The 19,649-nt window shown below is 58.7% G+C and carries 13 protein-coding genes and 2 pseudogenes; 8 read left to right on the top strand and 7 right to left on the bottom strand.

Annotated elements, in window-relative coordinates; all coding sequences use genetic code 11:
• Positions 1 to 152 precede the first annotated feature (152 nt).
• Together EJ072_RS17260 and EJ072_RS17255 are read left to right on the top strand one after the other, a co-directional pair.
• A complete protein-coding gene (locus EJ072_RS17260) occupies positions 153 to 1,382 on the top strand; it encodes an acetyl-CoA carboxylase biotin carboxylase subunit family protein (protein ID WP_126083664.1) in 1,230 nt (409 codons plus the stop codon).
• A gap of 228 nt (positions 1,383 to 1,610) precedes the next feature.
• Positions 1,611 to 2,969, top strand: a complete 1,359-nt coding sequence (locus EJ072_RS17255; RefSeq protein WP_245466456.1) for an aspartate aminotransferase family protein — start codon at positions 1,611 to 1,613, stop codon at positions 2,967 to 2,969.
• 117 nt (positions 2,970 to 3,086) lie between these two features.
• Here the strand turns inward: EJ072_RS17255 and EJ072_RS37550 are convergent, their stop codons facing one another.
• Positions 3,087 to 3,437, bottom strand: a complete 351-nt coding sequence (locus tag EJ072_RS37550) for a hypothetical protein (RefSeq protein ID WP_348526696.1) — start codon at positions 3,435 to 3,437, stop codon at positions 3,087 to 3,089.
• Between EJ072_RS37550 and EJ072_RS37545 the strand changes: the two genes are divergently transcribed.
• From EJ072_RS37545 to EJ072_RS17230, 5 genes and pseudogenes are all read left to right on the top strand, one after another.
• Complete coding sequence (locus tag EJ072_RS37545) at positions 3,358 to 3,753, top strand: thiamine pyrophosphate-dependent enzyme (protein WP_348627502.1); 396 nt, start codon at positions 3,358 to 3,360, stop codon at positions 3,751 to 3,753. The genes EJ072_RS37550 and EJ072_RS37545 overlap by 80 nt on opposite strands.
• Positions 3,753 to 4,538: a 3-oxoacyl-ACP reductase FabG gene (gene fabG, locus EJ072_RS17245; protein WP_126080649.1), complete on the top strand. Its 786-nt coding sequence runs from the start codon at positions 3,753 to 3,755 to the stop codon at positions 4,536 to 4,538. Before EJ072_RS37545 ends, fabG begins: the two co-directional genes overlap by 1 nt.
• A gap of 344 nt (positions 4,539 to 4,882) precedes the next feature.
• Positions 4,883 to 5,065, top strand: a pseudogene (locus EJ072_RS37540) (transposase); the annotation flags it as partial.
• A gap of 47 nt (positions 5,066 to 5,112) precedes the next feature.
• Entirely contained in the window at positions 5,113 to 5,427 is a 315-nt protein-coding gene (locus EJ072_RS36850; RefSeq protein ID WP_348627501.1) for a tyrosine-type recombinase/integrase, read from the top strand.
• Positions 5,428 to 6,022: 595 nt separating this feature from the next.
• A pseudogene (locus EJ072_RS17230) lies at positions 6,023 to 7,194 on the top strand (IS5 family transposase).
• A 36-nt stretch (positions 7,195 to 7,230) separates the two neighbouring features.
• Here the strand turns inward: EJ072_RS17230 and EJ072_RS17225 are convergent.
• The 5 genes from EJ072_RS17225 to EJ072_RS17205 all read right to left on the bottom strand — a co-directional run bounded on the left by EJ072_RS17225 (position 7,231) and on the right by EJ072_RS17205 (position 14,580).
• The gene (locus tag EJ072_RS17225) at positions 7,231 to 8,502 is read right to left on the bottom strand and encodes an aminotransferase class I/II-fold pyridoxal phosphate-dependent enzyme (RefSeq protein WP_126080648.1); all 1,272 of its coding nucleotides are present in this window, start codon (positions 8,500 to 8,502) and stop codon (positions 7,231 to 7,233) included.
• 524 nt (positions 8,503 to 9,026) lie between these two features.
• Positions 9,027 to 9,866, bottom strand: a complete 840-nt coding sequence (locus EJ072_RS17220; protein ID WP_126080647.1) for a hypothetical protein — start codon at positions 9,864 to 9,866, stop codon at positions 9,027 to 9,029.
• Positions 9,859 to 11,115 (bottom strand): diaminobutyrate--2-oxoglutarate transaminase, encoded by a 1,257-nt coding sequence (ectB, locus tag EJ072_RS17215; protein WP_126080646.1) that lies wholly within the window; start codon positions 11,113 to 11,115, stop codon positions 9,859 to 9,861. The genes EJ072_RS17220 and ectB overlap by 8 nt, the downstream gene beginning before the upstream one ends.
• A gap of 870 nt (positions 11,116 to 11,985) precedes the next feature.
• Positions 11,986 to 12,867: an SPASM domain-containing protein gene (locus EJ072_RS17210; protein ID WP_245466457.1), complete on the bottom strand. Its 882-nt coding sequence runs from the start codon at positions 12,865 to 12,867 to the stop codon at positions 11,986 to 11,988.
• A 969-nt stretch (positions 12,868 to 13,836) separates the two neighbouring features.
• On the bottom strand, positions 13,837 to 14,580 hold the full coding sequence (locus EJ072_RS17205) for a LuxR family transcriptional regulator (RefSeq protein ID WP_126080645.1): 744 nt from the start codon (positions 14,578 to 14,580) through the stop codon (positions 13,837 to 13,839).
• Between the two features lie 676 nt (positions 14,581 to 15,256).
• On the opposite strand from EJ072_RS17205, the gene EJ072_RS17200 reads away from it, so the two are divergent.
• On the top strand, positions 15,257 to 17,059 hold the full coding sequence (locus EJ072_RS17200; protein WP_126080644.1) for an ABC transporter ATP-binding protein: 1,803 nt from the start codon (positions 15,257 to 15,259) through the stop codon (positions 17,057 to 17,059).
• Positions 17,060 to 17,446: 387 nt separating this feature from the next.
• On the opposite strand, the gene EJ072_RS17195 is transcribed toward EJ072_RS17200, so the two are convergent.
• A complete protein-coding gene (locus tag EJ072_RS17195) occupies positions 17,447 to 18,187 on the bottom strand; it encodes an SDR family oxidoreductase (RefSeq protein WP_126080643.1) in 741 nt (246 codons plus the stop codon).
• Positions 18,188 to 19,649 lie beyond the last annotated feature (1,462 nt).

Below are 19,649 nucleotides of genomic sequence, written 5' to 3'. Positions count from 1 at the left end.
ATGCAACAAATGCTTCAAATAAATTTATAGAATCTTTGCGAGCGCAAGTCCCTGAAGGTTATAGGTTCATCTTAAATCTGAGGTCAGGCGCGCTGAAAGAGGCTAATACCCTGTTTACGCCCGGACCGCCGCAGCTCGCAATGGAGAAATGGATGCCAAGAGCAACGAGAGCGCTTATCCTAGTTGAAGGTCATAGGGTAATTGGTCTGCGATACGTCCAAGCGGCCCAGAGTCTTGGTTTCCATCCAATTACCCTGTCGGCTGATCCTGCTCGGTATGACTACCTTGCGGCGGAAAGTGTCGAGACAATCCGTGTCGATACAGACAATCTCGATGCGCTGATTCACGAATGTTCGCGGCTACGTGCGACGTATGACATTGCTGGCATTACTGGCTTTGCGGGCGACGACGAGTCGATCTACGCGACAGTTGGCAAGCTCTGCCTGCATTTCGATCTACCGGGACCGAACCCCGCATCGATTGAACAATGCTGCGACAAATTTACTCAACGTCAGCTCCTCGCGGAGGCCGGCATTCCAATACCTGCTTATCGCTTAGCAGCGAATGCAGCGGAGGTTGAAATCTCTGCCGCCGAGATCGGCCTGCCGGTGATTCTGAAGCCAGCCATAGGCAGCGGCAGCATCGGTGTGCGATTATGCAGCACCGTCGATGAGTTAGCCGAACATACCACCTACCTATTGGGTGGGAAGCACATTTGGCGATCTTCGCCGAGGATACTTGTTGAAGAATACGCGAATGGTCCGCATTATATCGCTCAGATAATGGGAAATGAGGTCGTTGCGATTGCCGCCGCTGACTACGGCCCCCCACCGCATTTCGTCTTTCATAGCGGCACCCAGCCAGCCTCGCTGACAGATGACGAGCACGAGCGAATCGCCGACGTTTCGCTGAGCTGCTTGCGAATTCTCGGCCTTGGCTGGGGTCCCACGAATGTTGAACTCCGGTGGACGAAGCTTGGCCCTGTCGTCATTGAAGTGAATCCGCGACTTTTGGGCGGGACGGGTTCTCAATTGGTTCGGCTGGCTTATGGAGTCGATCTTATCACCGAACACATCAAGCTTGCCGTCGGCCACGAATGGGATTTGCGCAGAAGGCATTCACACATTGTGGCCGTCCGGGTCCTAATTCCTGACCGTGATGGCATCGTCGATTGGATCCATGGCGGCAGTCAGGCTGCTGCTGTACCGGGTGTCGCAGAGGTGCAATTTTGTGTCGAGCCCAATACCCCTATCGTGAGGAAAGGCGACTATCGAGATCGCATGGGACATGTCATAGCCGCTTCACCCGACCGTGTCCGGACCGAGGCGATAATTCAGCGTGCGGTGAACTTAATCAGTTGGTCGATCTCTCCATTTCCGTGAACAAAGACAATCATCAGCCCCTCAAGTCGCCGCACCAGGGGAAGCTATTGAAGAGGAAACTTGTAGTGCAAAATCAAGTGCGGTCGTCGCAAAGTGAATGATACCTAATTTTGTTTCTGGGAACCTCTAGGCAATTGAACTTATCTGCGGTGGACAATTGTCTTCTGATTTTTTGCGGCGGCTATGTCGCGCGAGTAATTCCCAGGCCACAGCAAGAGGATAGCCGCGGTGTTAGAGCAACCAGCCCTGCCCCCCCCTCCGCTCGTCGGACCCCGTTCTGCCGAGACTTTCGGCCGGGCGCGCAGGGTTTTCCCGGACGGCACCACGCGGATCACTATCGAGCGCGATCCCATTCCCCGCTACATGCATCACGGAGAGAGTGCGTTTCTTGTCGACGTTGATGGCCGTCGTCTCCTAGACCTCAACGGCAACTTCACGACCCTCATCCATGGCCACGCCTTCCCGCCCGTGATCGAGGCCGTGACGCAGCAGCTCAGAAGCGGATGCTGCTTCGCCAACCCGACCGAGATTGAAATCGATCTTGCTGAGCTTCTCTGCGCCCGAATTCCGCATCTTGACCGCATCCGCTTCGTCAATACCGGTACCGAGGCGGTCATGTTTGCGATTAAGGCGGCGCGGGCGTTCACGGGACGTCCCGCCATTGCCAAGATCGAGGGAGCCTATCACGGCGCCTACGACTGGGTCGAGGTCAGCCAGGCTGCAACGCCTCAAACGTGGGGCGATCCCGAACATCCCGCCCCCACTCTTTCTTATCGCGGCATGCCGCCAGCTGTGCTCGATGACGTTGTGATTTTGCGCTTCAACAACGCCGAGGGCGCGCGCCGGCTGATCACGGAACATGCAGGGCGTCTCGCAGCCGTCCTCGTTGATCCCATGCCGAGCCGCAGTGGGCTCATTTCGCCCACGCCGGATTTCGTATCCGCCATCCAAGAGACGGCCCGTCGTCACGGTATCCTTGTTATCAGCGACGAGGTTCTCAACCTCCGACAGGGTTACGAAGGCGCCTCTGCGCTCTATGGGCTCGCCCCCGATCTCTTCGCGCTCGGCAAGATCATTGGCGGCGGGCTCCCCATCGGCGCGATCGGAGGCCGCAGCGAGGTGATGGCAGTCTTCGAGGCCGCATCAGGCGGTCCTGCTCTGCCGCAGGGCGGCACCTTTTCAGCCAATCCGCTCTCGATGGCAGCAGGACTCGCCGCGATGGAAGCCCTCGACCGCGCTGCCTTCGATTACCTCGAGCGGCTGGGGGACAAACTGCGAAACGGGCTCGAACGCATCATCGCGCGGCACGGCGCCCCTTTCAGCGTCACTGGAGCCACTTCCCTCTTTCGCCTTCACCCGCGGCGCAAGCCGCCGCGAGAGTTCCGAGAAAGTTTCCTTACCCTACAGGAGGTGGCCGTGATGACGGAATTAACTCGCTTCTTCGCCACGGAAGGCATCATTCTGCCCAAAGCGGCCGCCGCTTGCCTCTCAACACCGATGGGGGAGGATGAGATCGCCTTCGTCGCAAATGCTTTCGACCGCTTCCTAATTCAGCGCGCGGCGCTCCTCGACACTATCACGGGTTAGATCATGGAAGAAACCGTCGCACAGGCGATCGCGCGTGCGTTGAAGCCCTTGTTTGGCCAGAGCCTGCCGTCTGCCGTCCTCCTCGCCTGCGGTACGATTGGCATCCCGCCAGCTCGCCTACCGGCAGGAGAAGATGGGGGGCGCCATGGCAGACGACTTTGAACGCGTCTTAAGCAGGATTGCAGTGGTTACCACCCAAAACGGGCCGCCCGCGGCCATCCTCGTGCCATCACTTCCGGAGGCTTTCAAGGCGAGCCTGTCGGAACGCGCACCAACCAGAATGGAACAGACAGTTGGCGCCAGATCACGCCTGGCGCGTGCAACATCCATATCGGCGTCGATCCAACCGAGGTCGGTTGCACCTACGAGGCGCTGTGCCTCGTGGTCCATGCTGCGGTCACGATCAACGCTCTTTGTCAAATCCTCCAACACATCGACCTGTGGCGCCGCCGCGCCGATGGTACGCAACTGCGTGTCCGTCGTCGTAATCGTGCTAAAGAATGGCGTGCTCGGCTTCCAAAGGCATGCCGAAGCAATGCCGTTAGGACCCTGTACGAGCGCCTGCCATTTCGCTCCAGTCGACCACGCAGCAATCGCCCGGGCGTGCGGTTGCGGCGCGACCGTCGTCAGGGTACCGGACGACATAGGGCCTGCTCTCGAGGCGCTCGCCTCTGAAAGGCCGTGGCTAGTCAAGGTCGTCGCCGCCCCCAACGCCCATCCTGCTCTTTCCCTTTTCGGCGGCGCGGTTGACCAGAACGTCGTGCGCGACGTGGGTTCCGTTTGATGACGACAGAAAACACCAAATCAATGGGCGTTGCGGTCGTCACCGGCGGGGCAACCGGGATCGGGTTTGCGACCGTCGCGCATCTAATCGACGCTGGCTGGCGCGTCGCTTTCTTCAGCCAGACGAGAGAGCGGGTGGAGGCTGCCGCTGTCGATCTACGCGCCCGTTTTCCAGCTTGGAATATCCACGCCGACACGGTCGACCTCCGTGACGAACGCGGCGTCTGCCGGTTCTTCGCCAATGTCCGCGAGCGGTGGGGAACGGTATCCGCGCTTGTCTGCAATGCTGGCTACTCGCCGAAAGGTCCAAACGATCAGCGTGTCGCTCTCGGCCATATGCCGCTTGCCAAATGGGATGATGTTATCCGGGTGAACCTCACGGGCGCCTTCCTCTGTTGCCGCGAGGTGTTGCCCGGTATGGCGGAAGCCCGGCAAGGCCGTATCGTCCTGATCAGTTCACTCGCGGCGCGTACGCAGCCGAAGATCGCCGGAGCGAGCTACGTTGCCTCGAAGAGCGCGCTTGCAGGGCTCGCCCGGTCGATCATGAGCGAATACGCCGGGCTTGGTATCACGGTGAACACGATCTGCCCTGGCCGTGTCTTAAGCAATATGACGGGACCGCCCGAGAGGCCCGGAAACCGCGCTGCACTCGCGCGGATCCCGATCGGCCGGCTCGGCAGGCCCGAAGACATCAGCCGCGTCATTAAGTTTCTTGTTCGCTCGGATTCCGACTTCATTAACGGCGCCATCATCGATGTCAACGGCGGTGAGTTCGCCCCCTCTTAATCTGTCGGCCGGCGGCACAAACCATTCAGTGACGAAGGACGCGGCGCCGGCCACTCCCGCACATTCTGCGCATGCGCGAACTTACGGACCTGCTGCACTAGGGGCCATGGCGAACGCCTGGAACAGGCTGCCTTCGGACAGGGCCGTGGTCAAGCCAAGCGAGCCCTGGCATCACGCGCACGGCGGCGACTTCTCACATCCGAAGGCCACCATGACAGGATCTCGGCCGCGTCGTTCCAAGGACGCCTCATTGGCGGGAGGTGGTGGCCGATAGCGACAGCGGATGCTCGACAGCAGCGAGGACGTGCTCAGCCGTCAACGCCTCGAGGTTTTGGCTTCAGGCGATGCTTCTGGCCGCGCGTGCGGAGAATGAGAGGCTCCGCCAAATCATCAAGGAGTTGCAGCGCTATCGCTTCGGGCCAAGGGCGGAGGGCCTGCCCGAGGACCAGTTGCTTCTGGGCCTGGATGGCCAGCAGGTAGAGGCGGAGGGCTTCGCCGGCACCGAAGCCGCGGACCCATCAAAGCGGTTTGGCGCATTTGCCGCCGCGTCTTCATGGGATGACCTTCGGCGACAATCGATGCGATCGGCGCAACGACGCCCGTCGACATCCGCGATCGAGCCCTGCTGCTACTCGCCACGACGGGCATTCGCAACGGTGAGCTACGCGCCATTCAGCTGCAGGATATCGACTGGCGTGCTGGCGAGGTATCGGTCCGGCGCACCAAGGGCAAGCGGGATCGGGTGGCGCCGCCGCTCGAGGAGACCGGCGCCGCGCTCGCCGACTACGTCCTGCGCGCTCGACCGAAGGTGGATAGTCCGTATCTGTTCCTGTCCTTCACGCCGCCCGTGGCAGCATTCAAATGCGCGTTTGCGACATGGCGGGGTTGAACTCGGGCGAGTCGCAGGTGCGCATCTCCTGCGCCACAGTCTTGCTACCCAGCTCGTCAAGCAGTGAAGGCCGGTCAACGAGGTCGTCGATCTTCTAGGGCACCGAAGCATCAACACAACGCCATTGTACGTAAAGGTCGCCACCTCGCAGCTTGCCGAGGTCGCACTTGCGAACATTCGACCTGTCATGGCAGCTTACGATGGTGAGTGTGCCCGATCCGATACACGTTTTCCGTGCTCTTTGATTCGCCGAGAGCGATGCGGTCGTGAGCGGCAGCTCTTTTTGCGACAAGATGATCAAAGGCATGACGGCTCCGCAAGCAGCCCAGTCTCACGCCGGGCTTTGCGAAGTCGCAGCCTTCCTTTTTCAGCTCATGTTGACCAGTCCCGAGAGCGGGAAGTGTCGCATCCTTCGCATACTAAATGGTTTGCTACATATGGAGTGGCATGACGATTGTTCTAGAATTCAAATTGAATCGGCCCTTTGTACATAGTCTGCCTTCCTAGAATCAGACAAGTGGGCGGGGCGCTTCATAGACGCTGTAACCGAAACGTGATTCGCTCGGCCGGCGGCGGGCGAATCGAGGGACGGCGAATGTCGGGGCCACGCGAGAAGCGCGAGACGGGAGAGCAGGACCTGTTCCGCTCCAGGCTCGACCAGATCATCAGCATGAAGCACGAGCTGGTGCGGCTGGCGGATGCGATCGACTGCCCGATGCTGGAGGAGCGTTTTGGCGCGGTCTATTCGGACGGCCCCCGCATGCCGCCGCTGCCGACCCGGCTGATGGCGGGGCTGGCGATCCTCAAGCACACCTTCAACCTGTCCGACGAGGTGCTGTGCGAGCGCTGGGTGGAGAACCCCTATTTCCAGTATCTCACCGGGAGACGTTCTTTTGCCATACGCTGCCGTTCGACCGCTCGTTGATGACGCGTTGGCGCAGCCGCATGGGCGAGGAGCGGATCGTGGCGCTGTTGCAGGCGAGACTCAGCCTTGCGGTCAAGACCGGGGCGATGAAGCCGGCCGACACGCGCCAGGTGATCCCCGGATCAGTCCGAGGACCGACACCACCGTGCAGCCGAAGAACGTCATGTTCCCGACCGACGCCAAGCTCATCCACCGGGCGCGCGAGCGGCTGGTGCGGCTGGCCAAGAGGACGGGCCTCCATTTGCGCCAGAGCTATGTGCGGGTCGGCAAGCTGGCGCTGATCAGCCACCAGCGCTATGCCCACGCCAAGCAGTTCAAGCGGGCCAACAAGGCGCTGCGCAGGCTCAAGACTATGTCGGCCGGACCATTCGCGACATTGGTCGCCAGATCGCCGGCAATGCGGGGCTGGACGCGCTCTTCAAATGGCCGCTCTACCAGGCCGCCACCGTTCTCCAGCAACGTCAGCGCCAGCGCGTCCGCAAGATCTACTGCCTGCACGCGCACGAGGTGGAATGCATTGGCAAGGGAAGGCGCATATGCCCTACGAGTTCGGGGGGAAGGTGTCGGTGGCCACCACGCTGAAGCGTCCGGGCGGCCAGTTCGCCCTGCATGCAAAAAGCGCTGCCCGGCAATCCCTATGGCGGCCACACGCTCGCAAGCCCATAGAGCATCGGCCACATCAAGGCTGAGCACCGGATGAGCCGCAACTCCTCGCCGGCCAGCAGGGCGACGCCCTCAACGCCGCCGCCGGCTACAACTTCTCCCTCCTGCTCAACTGGTTCACAGGTTTTGTGGCTTCTCATCGCAGCCCAGTCAGCCGAGAGGACTCGAAGCCTGACTAATCTCGTTGTTCACGGACGACTGACAATTCTTGGTGTTCAGTGAGGCTCCTCTGTTGCGGTAAACACGGATTGTCCGTGGATCTGAATCTTATTACAGAGCCGCGCCAAGTCTGACAGATCGTGACTCGCTGTAAGACAGATGCGTATGCCCGCATGGCCCCGAGCGACCGTCGGAAAGAACGTGACGGAAGTGTAAAAGCCATCATCGAATAGGCGTGCTGCGAAATCAATAGCCGCAAATTCATCGCCCACATTAATCATGCGAATTGGCAGAGGAGCGCCTCGCTGATCTGTGTTGATGAGATCGTCGAACAGGGCGATGCGGTCGATCAATTGATCTCGGCGAACCCTGAGCTCGCTCGTGCGGTGGATTTTCGCCGAGGCCATAGCGGCACCGACAGCTGCAACGTTGGGCGAAGCCGAGAAGGCATGCGGAATGGAGTAGCAACGAAATAGCTCTTCTTGATATGCCGTTCCCAGCATGAGCATGCCGCCCGACGCGCCGAAGCCCTTGGCGAGGGACGCCGCGACGATCGTGCGCTCACCTAGCTCGTTGGGTAATTGCGAGCGCGCAAAACCTTCGCCACTTTCGCCAAATAGTGAAATTCCGTGTGCGTCGTCGATGTAAAGAAAAAGGCCATACTTTTCCTGCAACTCAAGAAGCCCTTCGATCGGCGCGAAGCCGCCCATCGAATAGACGCCATCGCAGACGTAAGCGACGATTGGATGCTTGCGGCAAAGCTGCTCCAAAGCATCGAGGTCATTGTGAGGAATTGTCTCGACTTGGGTCTCCTCGGCCACAACTGGCTTATGAAAGGCAAGCGAGGCATGTGCCAGACGGTCGAACACCATGACAGGTCTTTGACCTCCCGTTAAATGTCCGGAGGCGATGATTGGCAGTGCGCCCATGTTGGCAATCATAACCGTCGAGTAAGTAATAATCCGCGCCCCAAAGAGTTGGGAAAGCAATCCCTCAAGTTCACCAACGAGTCCGAAATTCAGGCGCGTGCGTGCACAAGACCAGTGGAGTGATCCGTATTCCTTTATCGCGGCAACCGCGCCTGCAACGATAGCTGGATGATTGTCCAAGCCGAGGTAGCAACAACGTACGTAGTCGGCCATGGTATCGCCTCGACGCTCGCCCTCCGTGATCATGACCGCCCTCCCCTCTAAAGACCGCCCGTAAACACCCATGAGACCACGTTGGTGAGCCCGTTCGAAATGCATTCGCGTCCGATCAATGACCGAAGCGGTGTTGCGGAAATGACTGGCGTTTGCAGCGCCCGCTGTGAATTCCACCGGAGACATTTGGACGTCCTTTCAAAAGTGCATATTTGCGGTAAATTGGCTCCCCAGTCTCACGTGATCCAAATTGCGAACCGCCGAATTCCGATGCGGCTGATGGCCGTCTGATATGATCCCGAAGACACCTTCAGTCTGTCGGATGAGGAGCTGGCGCGCCCTGGGTGGAGAGACCCGAATACCCAGTTCTGGGGTGAAGAGTTCTTCTGCCCTGAGTAGCCGGCGCATCCTGGCACAACGTGCCGCAAAGCCCAGGTTGGAGTTTTCAGCACTAGGTGGAACATGACACCGGAAATGAATCGCGAGACAAGGGAACCGCCACGCGGTCGAGCCCGTCATCGGCACAATCAAAGCTGAACACCGGAGGGGCGGCACCTGTATCGCCCACAATCAGGACGACGTCGGCGGCGCCTCCCTGGCCACCGCCGACTACTTCCCGCTCCTGCTAGACGGTTCAGGAGCTTTTGTGGCTTCTGTTCGCCGCGGCGCTCCCACTCAGGCCGATATGACCCGCGGTCGGGGACATCCACTCAGGTCCACCAGAGAACAAGATCTGGCCGCGCAAATCCGAAAAAGCAATTCAGCAGCACGCGACGCTTTCCGTTGCCTGATTGACCGGTAACCCCGTGAACGAAGCCGCCATCGATTAGGGCGATATCCCCAGTTTTGAGCTCGAACTCGCGGCAAGGGACGGCCTCCAGATAGGCTGCCGAATAGGGGTATCCAGTGGTCTCCACACCTTGCGATATCCGGTCCGCAACCGTCGGCTTGTGGCTCCAGAGCTTCAGATTGCCGCCTTCCTCAGGCATGCTGGGATAGAGGTTGAGCGCTGCGACCGTATTGTGCGCCACCGCAGAAAGCTCGTAATCATCGCCAGCACGTAAGACTTGAGCGACGTCGTCGTGGGGATCCAAGGAAAACGTGCCTGTGCCCGACCAACTGAGGCCGCGACAAACATTGGCCTGGCCGTGTTCGGAACGCGCTAGCCGCAATTCGATTCCCTGGTTGTGAAGCTCTCGCTTCAACGCCCCGAATACTGCTCGAACCGGGTCAACCAAATTCTTAAAAAGGGCATCGACGTACGGCCGCGCGTTTTCGGCGTCTGCGAAATAGGTGGCTGCATCCTTTCTGTAGTGAGATGCACCGACATATTGTCCGGGCACACCATCTTTACGCTCTCTGAGACCGGAGCTTCCAATAAAGTTCGTAGTGATCTCCTCTGCTACTTCGGTGCTGAAAGCTTGCTTGATGTGCAGAGCGGTGAGCTCACCTTTCAGGACCGAGATGATCTCCGCCGTGTTGATCGACCCGGTCCGTTCTTTGATCGAAACCGGCGAGATGGCTGGCACTTGAGATATCTGACTAGGCATTGTCTTGCTCCTGTAGTGCGTGTTCAAGGATGGTGATGCCACGATCGAGTTCGGCATCGGTGATGGTTATCGGCGGGAGGACTTTGATAACGTCGCGATTTGGCCCCGAGGATTCGATAAGAAGGCCATTTTCGAATGCGACATCGTGCACGCGGCCGACAACTGCCGGTGAACGGCATTTCAGGCCGGCCATCAGACCGCGGCCGCGCTTCTGTTCGATGTATCTTGGAAATTTCGCAACCAGGCGATCGAGGTGCGTTTGCAGCCTGACGGCTGTCCGCTCGACACCTGCAGTAAATTTCCTATCCGACCACATCTTGCACATGGCTCCTGCCGTCACGAAGGCGAAATTGTTTCCTCTGAAGGTCCCGCTATGTTCTCCGGGCTTCCATATATCCAAGTCGGGTCGAATCAGAACGATGGACAACGGACTACCTGAACCGCTAAGGGACTTAGAAAGACAAACAATATCCGGTTCGATTTTTGCAGACTCGAATGAGAAGAAGTCGCCAGTTCGGCCCGCACCTGCCTGGATGTCGTCGACGATAAAAACAATGCCATGCGTGCGGCAAATGCGCTGAATTTCCGTGAGCCACGCTGCGGATGCGGCGTTCATGCCGCCCTCTGCCTGGATGGTCTCCAGAATGATTGCGGCAGGCTTTTCTATGCCGCTCCCCGGGTCGCTCAAAACGCTGTCGATGTAACTGGCGGAATCGAAAGCTTGGCTCGGATAGCCGTCATAGGGAACACGGATCACATCGTGGCGAGCGACGCCTCCCAGTTCCCTGGTTGAGGCCGAGCCCGACACCGCTAGAGAGCCGAGCGACATGCCGTGGAACGCATTCGTAAAGGCCATGACGCTCGAGCGGCCGGTGTATTTTCGCGCCAGCGCCAGAGCCGCTTCGTTGGCGTTCGTGCCGGTCGGCCCAGGAAACTGAATCTTGTATGAAAGGCCTCTGGGTTTCAGGATCCAATCGACGAACCCTTCAATGAAGTCACGCTTTGCCGCCGTATGCATATCAAGCGACAGAAGAATGTTCTCACCGACGAGATATTCAATCGCCGGCGCCATAATATCCGGATTGTTGTGCCCGTAGTTGAGTGCGCCGGAACCCACCAGGAAATCGATAAAGGGCTTACCCGTCTCGTCCCAGATCGTCGCCCCAAGGGCCTTCGTAAAGACGGTGGGGAACGCCCGGCAATAACGACGAACGCTAGATTCATGAGCCGTGAAAGCGTCGGTGTCCATATTAAGTCCTCTGCACATAGTCGTCAAAGAAGAGAGCTGTTTAATGGCTAGTGGTTTGCGGCATATGTTCGTCGTTTAACATTGAAGCAGAATGCCGGAGGCAGCTTTGTTTGGTCTGGGTTTGGTCTGGTGGTGCCGGGATCCTCATTGAATATTGTTGGTTGCGTTGCCCTCCATTCGGATGTCTTCGGGGAATGTGCTGCAACAAGATGGCTTCTAAACCTTCCGCGAAAGCACCGATACTATGGCATCAGGTAGTTGACGTACCCACCCATCGCTGCCCATAGCGCCTCCGCACAAATGAATGGGTCCAAGGAGATCAGCAGGGTCGCGTCGCCAGAGGTTGTGTCGCTCGGCGGTAGCGAAGCCGCTCGCGAGCGCGCTCCTCGATGGCGCCGTAGCGAGCGAGCGGCTTCGCGGCGGTCATCAATATTCGCCGTTCAACCTCGGGCTGCGGACACCAACCTGATTCAAGAAACTATTTGATGACCGATGACACAGCGAAAGCCACGCTCTCTTTGAGAAGAATGCGGATTCCGATCTCTTGCGCGATAACTGGCCCGAGCCGCCGGATCAAAAGGGCGGGGCCGCCGTGGACCCCCTTGACGGAAAGCCCGTTCGTAGGCCAGGCGGAAGCAACCGGGAGACGCGCTGGCGAAGGGCCGCATCGGTTTCGAGAGCGTCAACTACCGCGACGGCAACCATCCCCGGCCGCAGCTGGGGCTGCTGCCTTCAGGCGAGTCGAACAGGAGATCGTCTGGGAGGCTGAAGGCGTTGACGAGGTGGGCCGTGAGTAAGTAATCAAGCGCTGATCGGGATCGACGAACGCTGTTTCCGTCCGACCGAGGTTGACCTGTGATCGGCGTTACCTCAAGGCAGGCAGGCCGACAAGCTCGGTTGGAAGCCGAAGACCCCTTTCGATGTGGTCGAGGCCCACTGCCGCGCCTCACGCGAAAACACGATGGCGTCGCGAGCAGGTGCATTTGTCGTGGGGCCATCCGCATTGCCAGGCACGCCCTCTCGGCCGGCATCCGCCCAGGTCCGGTCGTTTGGATCGGCGAATTCACACATTCTGCAAAGCAGAAAACCATCCGCTCCATTCATGCGGTCGACGATTTCGCGAAAAACTGGCTTTTCAAACAGATCGGAGTAACCCTCATATAGAAGGTTGCCCAATACGTGACTCCGTTCAAAATCCATGGAGCACAGGGTGACGTCGCCGTTTGGAAGAAGAACATTCCGATACTGTCGTTCGTCCACGCAGGTTAGGGCTCCGAGCACTGGCTGACGTGGTGCAACGATCTTAGGGTCGACGCTTCCACCCCTACTGCTCACCGGCCGCGCTTTTATCAGTGCTTCGGTAGGAATAATGTCGGCTATATCTGGGTGGGGCTCGCCCAAGGCCACGAATCGGATCAAGGGGATGTCCGCGTCGACGAGTTGACGAACCAGATCGCGATACTTGTCTCCGACCAGGCGGCTGTTCATGTAGGTGCCGTCATCGAAAACATGGACCACGAATACGCCCAAGCGCAAGGCTTGCAATCGCTGCAGGTCCTGCCCGTTCATTCCCACCAGCGTCGTAAAAATCCTGATGCCATGGCCTTTGGCGAAGGCGTGCTCCACCATTTCGGTGCAGTCCGGATTGAGCCAAGGTTCGGAGTATCCCGCAAAACCAATGTCGACGGAAGTCGGTACGCGGGCCAGACACCGCTTGAAATCTTCAAGACCCAGATGACTCGCATGAGACACTTTTCTTTGCCGGACCGCGAACTTGTCCTGGGGACAATATGAACATCCTACGACACATCCCGTGGTCGTCGTTATCTCCAAAACCCTGCCGGCTGTGTTTGCTGAGCGAAGTTCCGGTAAAATCACTGGTGATTACTCCCATCTACCTCCTGCGAAGCGCCACGATAGTGTACGTGTGCCTTTGGCTTTCTGACACCGCCTGTTGATCCACCGCGGCAACGCGGCCATCTACCCTTTTTCGCAGCCTAAGCCGACCGGTTCGCCGATTTGCCGGGCCGACTCTTCACAAACTTCCAGCGCGTCGGACCAGAGACAGCATTGCAATTTTCGAGGCATCACTCGCTCCGGAGATGTAGCCTCAATCGTCGATCGCTGGCCCGTCGCCGAGATGCGCGCGCAGCACCCTCGAACCCGCCGGAGAGAAGCTTTCTGGATGAGGTCGATCATCCCTTACGTCGAGCGAGTTCCGTGTTCTCATGCGGCTTAACCCTCACACTATATTGCCGCACCTCGACCAGCAAAGGCCGTGCCAGTGCCCTTGGCGCGCAGTTACTGCGTGATAGGCTTCGAAAAGCCCGACAGGCCCAAGACGCTCCGCTGTTTTGAACCCGACATGTTTTCTGACGGCTGTCAGATTTTGGACACACATCACTCATGCGTCAGTCGCTTAAGACAGAATGGCGTGCTGAGTTCTGCAAATTCGCTGAGAGCGGGCGGTCATGACAGGGTGGTGCTCAACGTCACCGATTCCCTGGAAGGAACGCCGCCATGATCAAGACGGAAAGTAAGACCGCCAGCGCTGCCGTCAAAGACATTCTGCTTTGAAACCCGGATAGATCGAACGAGGTGGGTGATGCAGGAGGTGCTCGAGGCCGAGATGGACGAGGCGCTGGGGCTTCGAAGAGCGAGCGCACGCCGGAGCTCTCGGCTATCACGCGCGCTACTACGGGCGGAGAACTAGCTGCGCACCTACGGCGGTTCGATAATCCCAAGTTTCAAAGCTTTTACAACAGCTACCGTTCTGCTGGTCGCATCCAACTTCCGCATTACATTTTTTAAATGGAAATCTATCGTATTTCGTGATCTGCCTAAAATAGTTCCTATTTCCCATGACGATTTTCCTTTCGACACCCAATCAATGCAATGTATTTCTCTCGGAGACAGGTTATGTACTCGTTCCGACGCAGTCGTAGTGTCGAACTTCGTAACCATCCGATGAAACCGCAGCGCGGCCATTTGCAGGTAGGTGATCGTTCTATTCTGCAATTCGCAGTCCGAGGATTGAGCAAAACTCACAAACCTAAAGCTGTCACCAGGGCCATGTAATGGGACGGTAACGCCTGACCTCAAGCCGAATGTTGCTGCTTCGTCCAAGACGCGGCGTCCATCTTCAGTTATGCTTTCATCGGTATACACCTCGCTCCATCGAAAGGGCCCCGCCTCCTTTCGACCTTTCTTGATGAGTGGGTCTATTTTGGCATAGCCCATTCTCGAGTAGCGCTCCTGCCATTCAGCAGGATAATTCCACATCACCACAGAACCCTCTCGGTTCGGCTTGAAAACCCCCTGTTTTGATGCGAGCGGGCCATAGGCAATCCACGGGCAATCGAACTTCAGCGCAAACGCAGACATCCGTTCGAACAACTGTTCGGATTGAGCGATATCATCAGTCATCTCGAGGAATAGGTCTAACTCCACCTGCGGGAGTTCCATGATGCCTCCTTCATTGCGTTCTCATCGGTGCAAAGTTTGCTCCAGCCCAGCCTCGCAACATCCGAAGTCAACGGGACTCGAGCCGGAGTTCCTTTCGCCACCTGGAGTACCCTCAAGAGTCGTGCCAGCTTGCGAGCGAAGCTTCTTCTTCAGGTCGTCAATCGACTGGGGGAGGTACCCAGGAGGCGAACCGAACAGCACTGTGTCGGGGAGCGCACAATCCGACAGTCGAGCATTCGATTGACGGAATATGGGCAGGAACGTATTCGCGGCGCGCTTTTGAAATCAGCACCTAAGTCCCGGGCCTGAGAAAGCTGCATGGCAACTGTACTTATTTGATCGAGGCAACGTGATGCACTCACTCCGCTTATCGGATGGAGAAAGAACAAGTTCACAATTCAATCGATACGTCGACCTTCTTTTCCAATCTCCCGAGCTGGGCAGCCGTAGCAAAAGTATTCGACTGGATCGCGGCTGACTTTCTCCAGGCTCGGTAACCTGCTGAATTTGTCCTTCGGATGTTCCCGCTCAGTTGGCACGACTTTTGAACATCACCGTCGTGAGGCGGCAGGAGCTGCCCGCCAAAATTGATGCTGTTATGGGGGAGGTCGAAAATTCTAGTTTTGTCTTTTAACGTCTTTGGGACCGAGCGTGTTGATGCGCCCGCTTGGAAACTATGAAACGTTTCCCCGTCCATGGACGCGGCGCCACTGGTCGCCACGTACTCGCCTTCACTGTCCGCCACTGGAGCCGGCAGCCGGTGCGGCTCGCGATCATCACGGCTGCGATGCTTGCCTCCACGCTGGCTGACGTGCTGATGCCGGTCTATTCAGGTCGTCTCATCGATGCTGTTGCAGGCGGCGCTGCTGTGGCAGCACCAGCCTGGCATTCGGCCCTTGCAGCCTTCTCTGTACCGATTGCGCTTGCGCTCGTTGCCATCGCCATGCGCCACATCGCCGTCATTGGCCTGAACGATCTTTTGCTGAAGATGATGTCCGATGTCGCGAACGAAGCGTTCTATCATGTCCAGCGCTTTTCGACAGACTGGCATGCGAACAGCTTCGCCGGCTCGACAGTGCGCAAGATAACGCGCGGCATGTGGGCGCTCGACCCTCTAAACAGCACAATATTGGTCGCGCTGTTCCCGTCCTTTATCATCTTGGTAGGTTCGACGGCGCTGCTCGGCTGGCACTGGCCGGTCATGGGCGTGATCTTTGCTTGCGGCTCTCTGATCTATCTAGCGTTTTCGATTTCGCTGTCGCTCAGCTATGTCGCGCCGGCGGCGAGCCTTGCCAACCAATGGGACACAAAGCTCGGCGGCGCGCTTGCGGACGCGGTCAGTTGCAACGCTGTGGTCAAAGGCTTCGGCGCCGAGGTTCGCGAAGACCAGCGGCTTGAAAATATCATGACCAAATGGCGGCACCGCGCGCGCCGGAGTTGGGTGCGCGGAACGATCGTCGACTCAACCCAAGGCGTCACTTTGGTTGCGCTCAGGGTGGCGGTGGTCGGATATGCCCTGCTTCTGTGGTCGCATGGACAGGCAACGCCGGGCGAGATAGCCTATGTTCTCACGTCCTTCATCGTCCTGAAGGGCTATCTGCGTGATGCCGGCATGCATGTCCGCACCGTGCAACGCTCGGTTAATGATATGGAAGAACTGGTGGCCATCCACAATCAGCAGCTGGATGTTGCGGATCGTCCAGAGGCCAAGCCGATCCGGATCACGACGGGCCGCATCGATTTCGAGAACGTCCACTTCCGTTACGCCAACCATCCCCTGCCGATCTATAGCCAATGTTCGCTGTCGATTGAGGCTGGCGAAAGGGTTGGGTTGGTTGGACCTTCCGGTTCCGGCAAGTCAACATTCGTGAAGCTCATCCAGAGACTCTACGACCTGAGCGGCGGCCGGATCCTGATAGACGGCCAGGACGTCTCCGAGGTGACCCAAGAGTCGCTCCGTTCGCAGATCGCGATCGTGCAGCAGGAGCCTATCCTGTTTCACAGGTCGCTTGCCGAGAACATCGCCTATGGCCGGCCTGGCGCGAGCCAGGCCGAAATCGAGCAAGCGGCACGGCTGGCCAGTGCGCATGACTTCATCGCGCCCCTGCCGAAGGGCTATGGGACATTGGTCGGCGAAAGAGGTTTGAAGCTCTCCGGCGGCGAGCGCCAGCGCGTGGCGATCGCGCGCGCCTTCCTGGCGAACGCGCCGATCCTTATTCTTGACGAGGCCACATCGAGCCTCGATTCGGAATCCGAGGTGCTCATTCAACAAGCGGTGGATCGGTTGATGGTGGGTCGAACCACACTCGTCATCGCACACCGGCTGTCGACGGTCCGCTCGCTCGATCGGCTGCTCGTCTTCGACCGTGGCCGCATCATGGAGGACGGCGATCATGCCGCGCTGATCGATCTCGATGGTGGCATTTACCGCCGCCTCTTCGAACGGCAGGCGTTGGAACTAGCGATGGGCCTGGCCTGAGCGCCAAGTATCAGGATCGAGTGCCCGACCGCGAGAGCGCCCATTCCCGGTACAAAATGTATCGCCGTCTCACGACATCCCAAATCTAGCCCGGTCGACGTATATTGGGAAGCACATGGAGGTGTCCGCTGAAACCGACTCCCATCCAAAAAAACATAAGGTACCGTCCATCATACTCCTGTTTCGCTTGCATTGCGCAGAACTTAAGCTCGTTAATTTTCGCTTAGAAAATTCTAGAACTATACTGCAAGAGATCCTCCGAAATCCTAGACCTCTTTCATACCGGGCACAACGCAAACGTTTCGCTCAGGTTGCAACCTAAGCTGTCAAACACCTTTTAAGAGAGCGGTGTCCAATGAAGTCCGGCTTGGCAAACCTGCGCAGGTTCTACTGTGGCAGACTGAGCTTCGCCATTCGGCCTCCATCGATCGTCCACACCTGACCGGTGATAAACGAGGATTCTGGCGAAGCCAGCCAGACTACGAGGTTCGCGACCTCCTCCGGCTTCCCCGTTCGCCCAATTGGATGGATATTACCGATCTGCTGGCGAAAGCGCTTGGGGTCCGGCATGCTCTCGATGAAATCCAAGTTCAGGTCGGTGTCGATCCAGCCAGGCGCGACAGCGTTGCAGCGCACACCTTCGGCGCCGTGGTCGATCGCAACCGCGCGGGTGAGACCGTGGAGACCAGCCTTGGAGGCGCAATAGGCCGCGTGTTTCGGGTTGGATCCCAGCCCCTCGATCGATCCGACATTCACGATCGCGCCGCCAGTGGACCGCAGGTGAGGCATCGCCGCCTTTATCAGCACGAATGGGGTGGTCAGATTTATGGCGATCGTCCTCTCCCAATCTGCTAGGCTCATATCTTCGACGAGCGCCTCCTGCATGACCCCGGCGTTGTTTACCAGGACATCGAGCCGTCCCGCCCGTTCGACAACCGCTTTGATAGCATGAGCCGCCTTGGTCGGAGCTGTGAAGTCGACCGAAATGGCCTCGAATTCCCGGTCCTCACCACGTTGAGCGGTGAACACGCGAGCGCCCTCGTCCCTTAGACGTCGCGCAGTCGCAAGACCGATGCCGCTACGCCCGCCCGTCACGAGAGCCACCTTACCTGCAAACCTTTTATCCAACTGCCTTTCCACCCTTCACTTCGACGAGCGACATGCATAGGCAGCGGGACATCGCGTGAGGCACGATGGTCTGGGCGATGCCACCGCCTCTGCGATCTGCCGAGCGGACTAGCTTGCCAAGCTCTGCCCCTATCCGCAGGATCGACGGGGAAGCGGTGAAGACGCTTCCCCGGTTCTGCTACCTCAAACCCAGATGCCATCCCGCTGATCGAGACCCGCGGCTTCCTTCCCCCCGCCGAAGTTCCCCCCGACGACTGGCTTCTGCAGCGGCGGAAGCGGAGTATTACATACTCAGGATCCGGCAAGCCGAGCCTTGCTTGTGTCATTCTAATCGTAAGCACCAGCAACTGCCCTGAGAATGCACAAAAGGTTTCGCTAGGGTTAAAACCAGTTTATGCCTCGCGCAGTCGTGCGCAAGCTGTTCGGACCTGCGACATCGCCTTATTTCGGAACCAGCTGGCGGTTTGGTGAGTACCGGCACACGGGCTCCTTGTCCGGGTGCAGCAGAACTCGTAGGCCTCCGTTGCCTTGCGCCAAGCTCCTGGAGTAATGCGGGCATGGCTGTTCTAAAACATCCCAGGACGTACCCCCGGGCCTCGTAGGCGTATGCGCGGTCTGCAATCAGGTCGATCGTTCGACGACCTTCGAACGATCGCAGCCCGTACGTCTCTATTTCGCGATAAGCCTCTGCTTGACAGCGCCTTGGCGGCAACCTCAGCTTTGAACGCGCTCTGTTGGGGTATGAATGCGGCCCACCGAGAGCGCTGGCTGGCGCTTGCCGAGTAAACTCTGCCATGCAGAATCTCAGTCTCCTGCGACTGGCAGCCAACCAGCTGGGCCGGTATTGATTCGGGCCTGGCCGAGCTCGACGCGGGTGAGATCGTTGAGCGGGCGATCTTGGCCGTGGAGCTGACGCTCGAGGAATTGCCGAACCCGCGCAAGACGACCTGGAGAGCGAGTATGCCAGGCTGGAAGTTAACAGGCTGCCCAGCAATTGAGGGGGACCCGACGGGTGCAACACCTGTTTTTTCTTCCAGGGGGAACTCGGCCCTGCTATGGCCGATCCTACCGCACGTCGCTGATCAGCGACCGGACTTTCGAGAAGCGGCAGTGCGCCTTTCGTCCGGTCAGCCTTTCTCCTGACGCAAACACATGCGGATCGCCGCGGACGGGGAAAGTCGTCCCGCGTCCCGTCCTGCGGCCTGCGCTTTGCTGACGCTCCTACGGCTGTCCCGTTCACCGCCCGAGGCAGGGGCGAATTTCCTCCGTCCTACGCACGACAACCGTCCGCTGTTGCGGACGCGCGCGGGACTGCCGGTTTCCCTGTTGGAGGGCCGACAGTCGCTGGCTCGGAGGTTAACCGGAAACGGGTGCGTCGAGGACCAGCGATCCTGTGCGCCATCCGCTGATCGTATGGCTCCCTGGCGGTTCTTCTTCGCTGCGCTAGCGCTTCAGCAGCTTC

Source organism: Mesorhizobium sp. M2A.F.Ca.ET.046.03.2.1 (assembly GCF_003952425.1).
In the GTDB taxonomy this organism is placed as follows: domain Bacteria; phylum Pseudomonadota; class Alphaproteobacteria; order Rhizobiales; family Rhizobiaceae; genus Mesorhizobium.
This window is presented reverse-complemented; position numbering and strand designations above follow the sequence as displayed.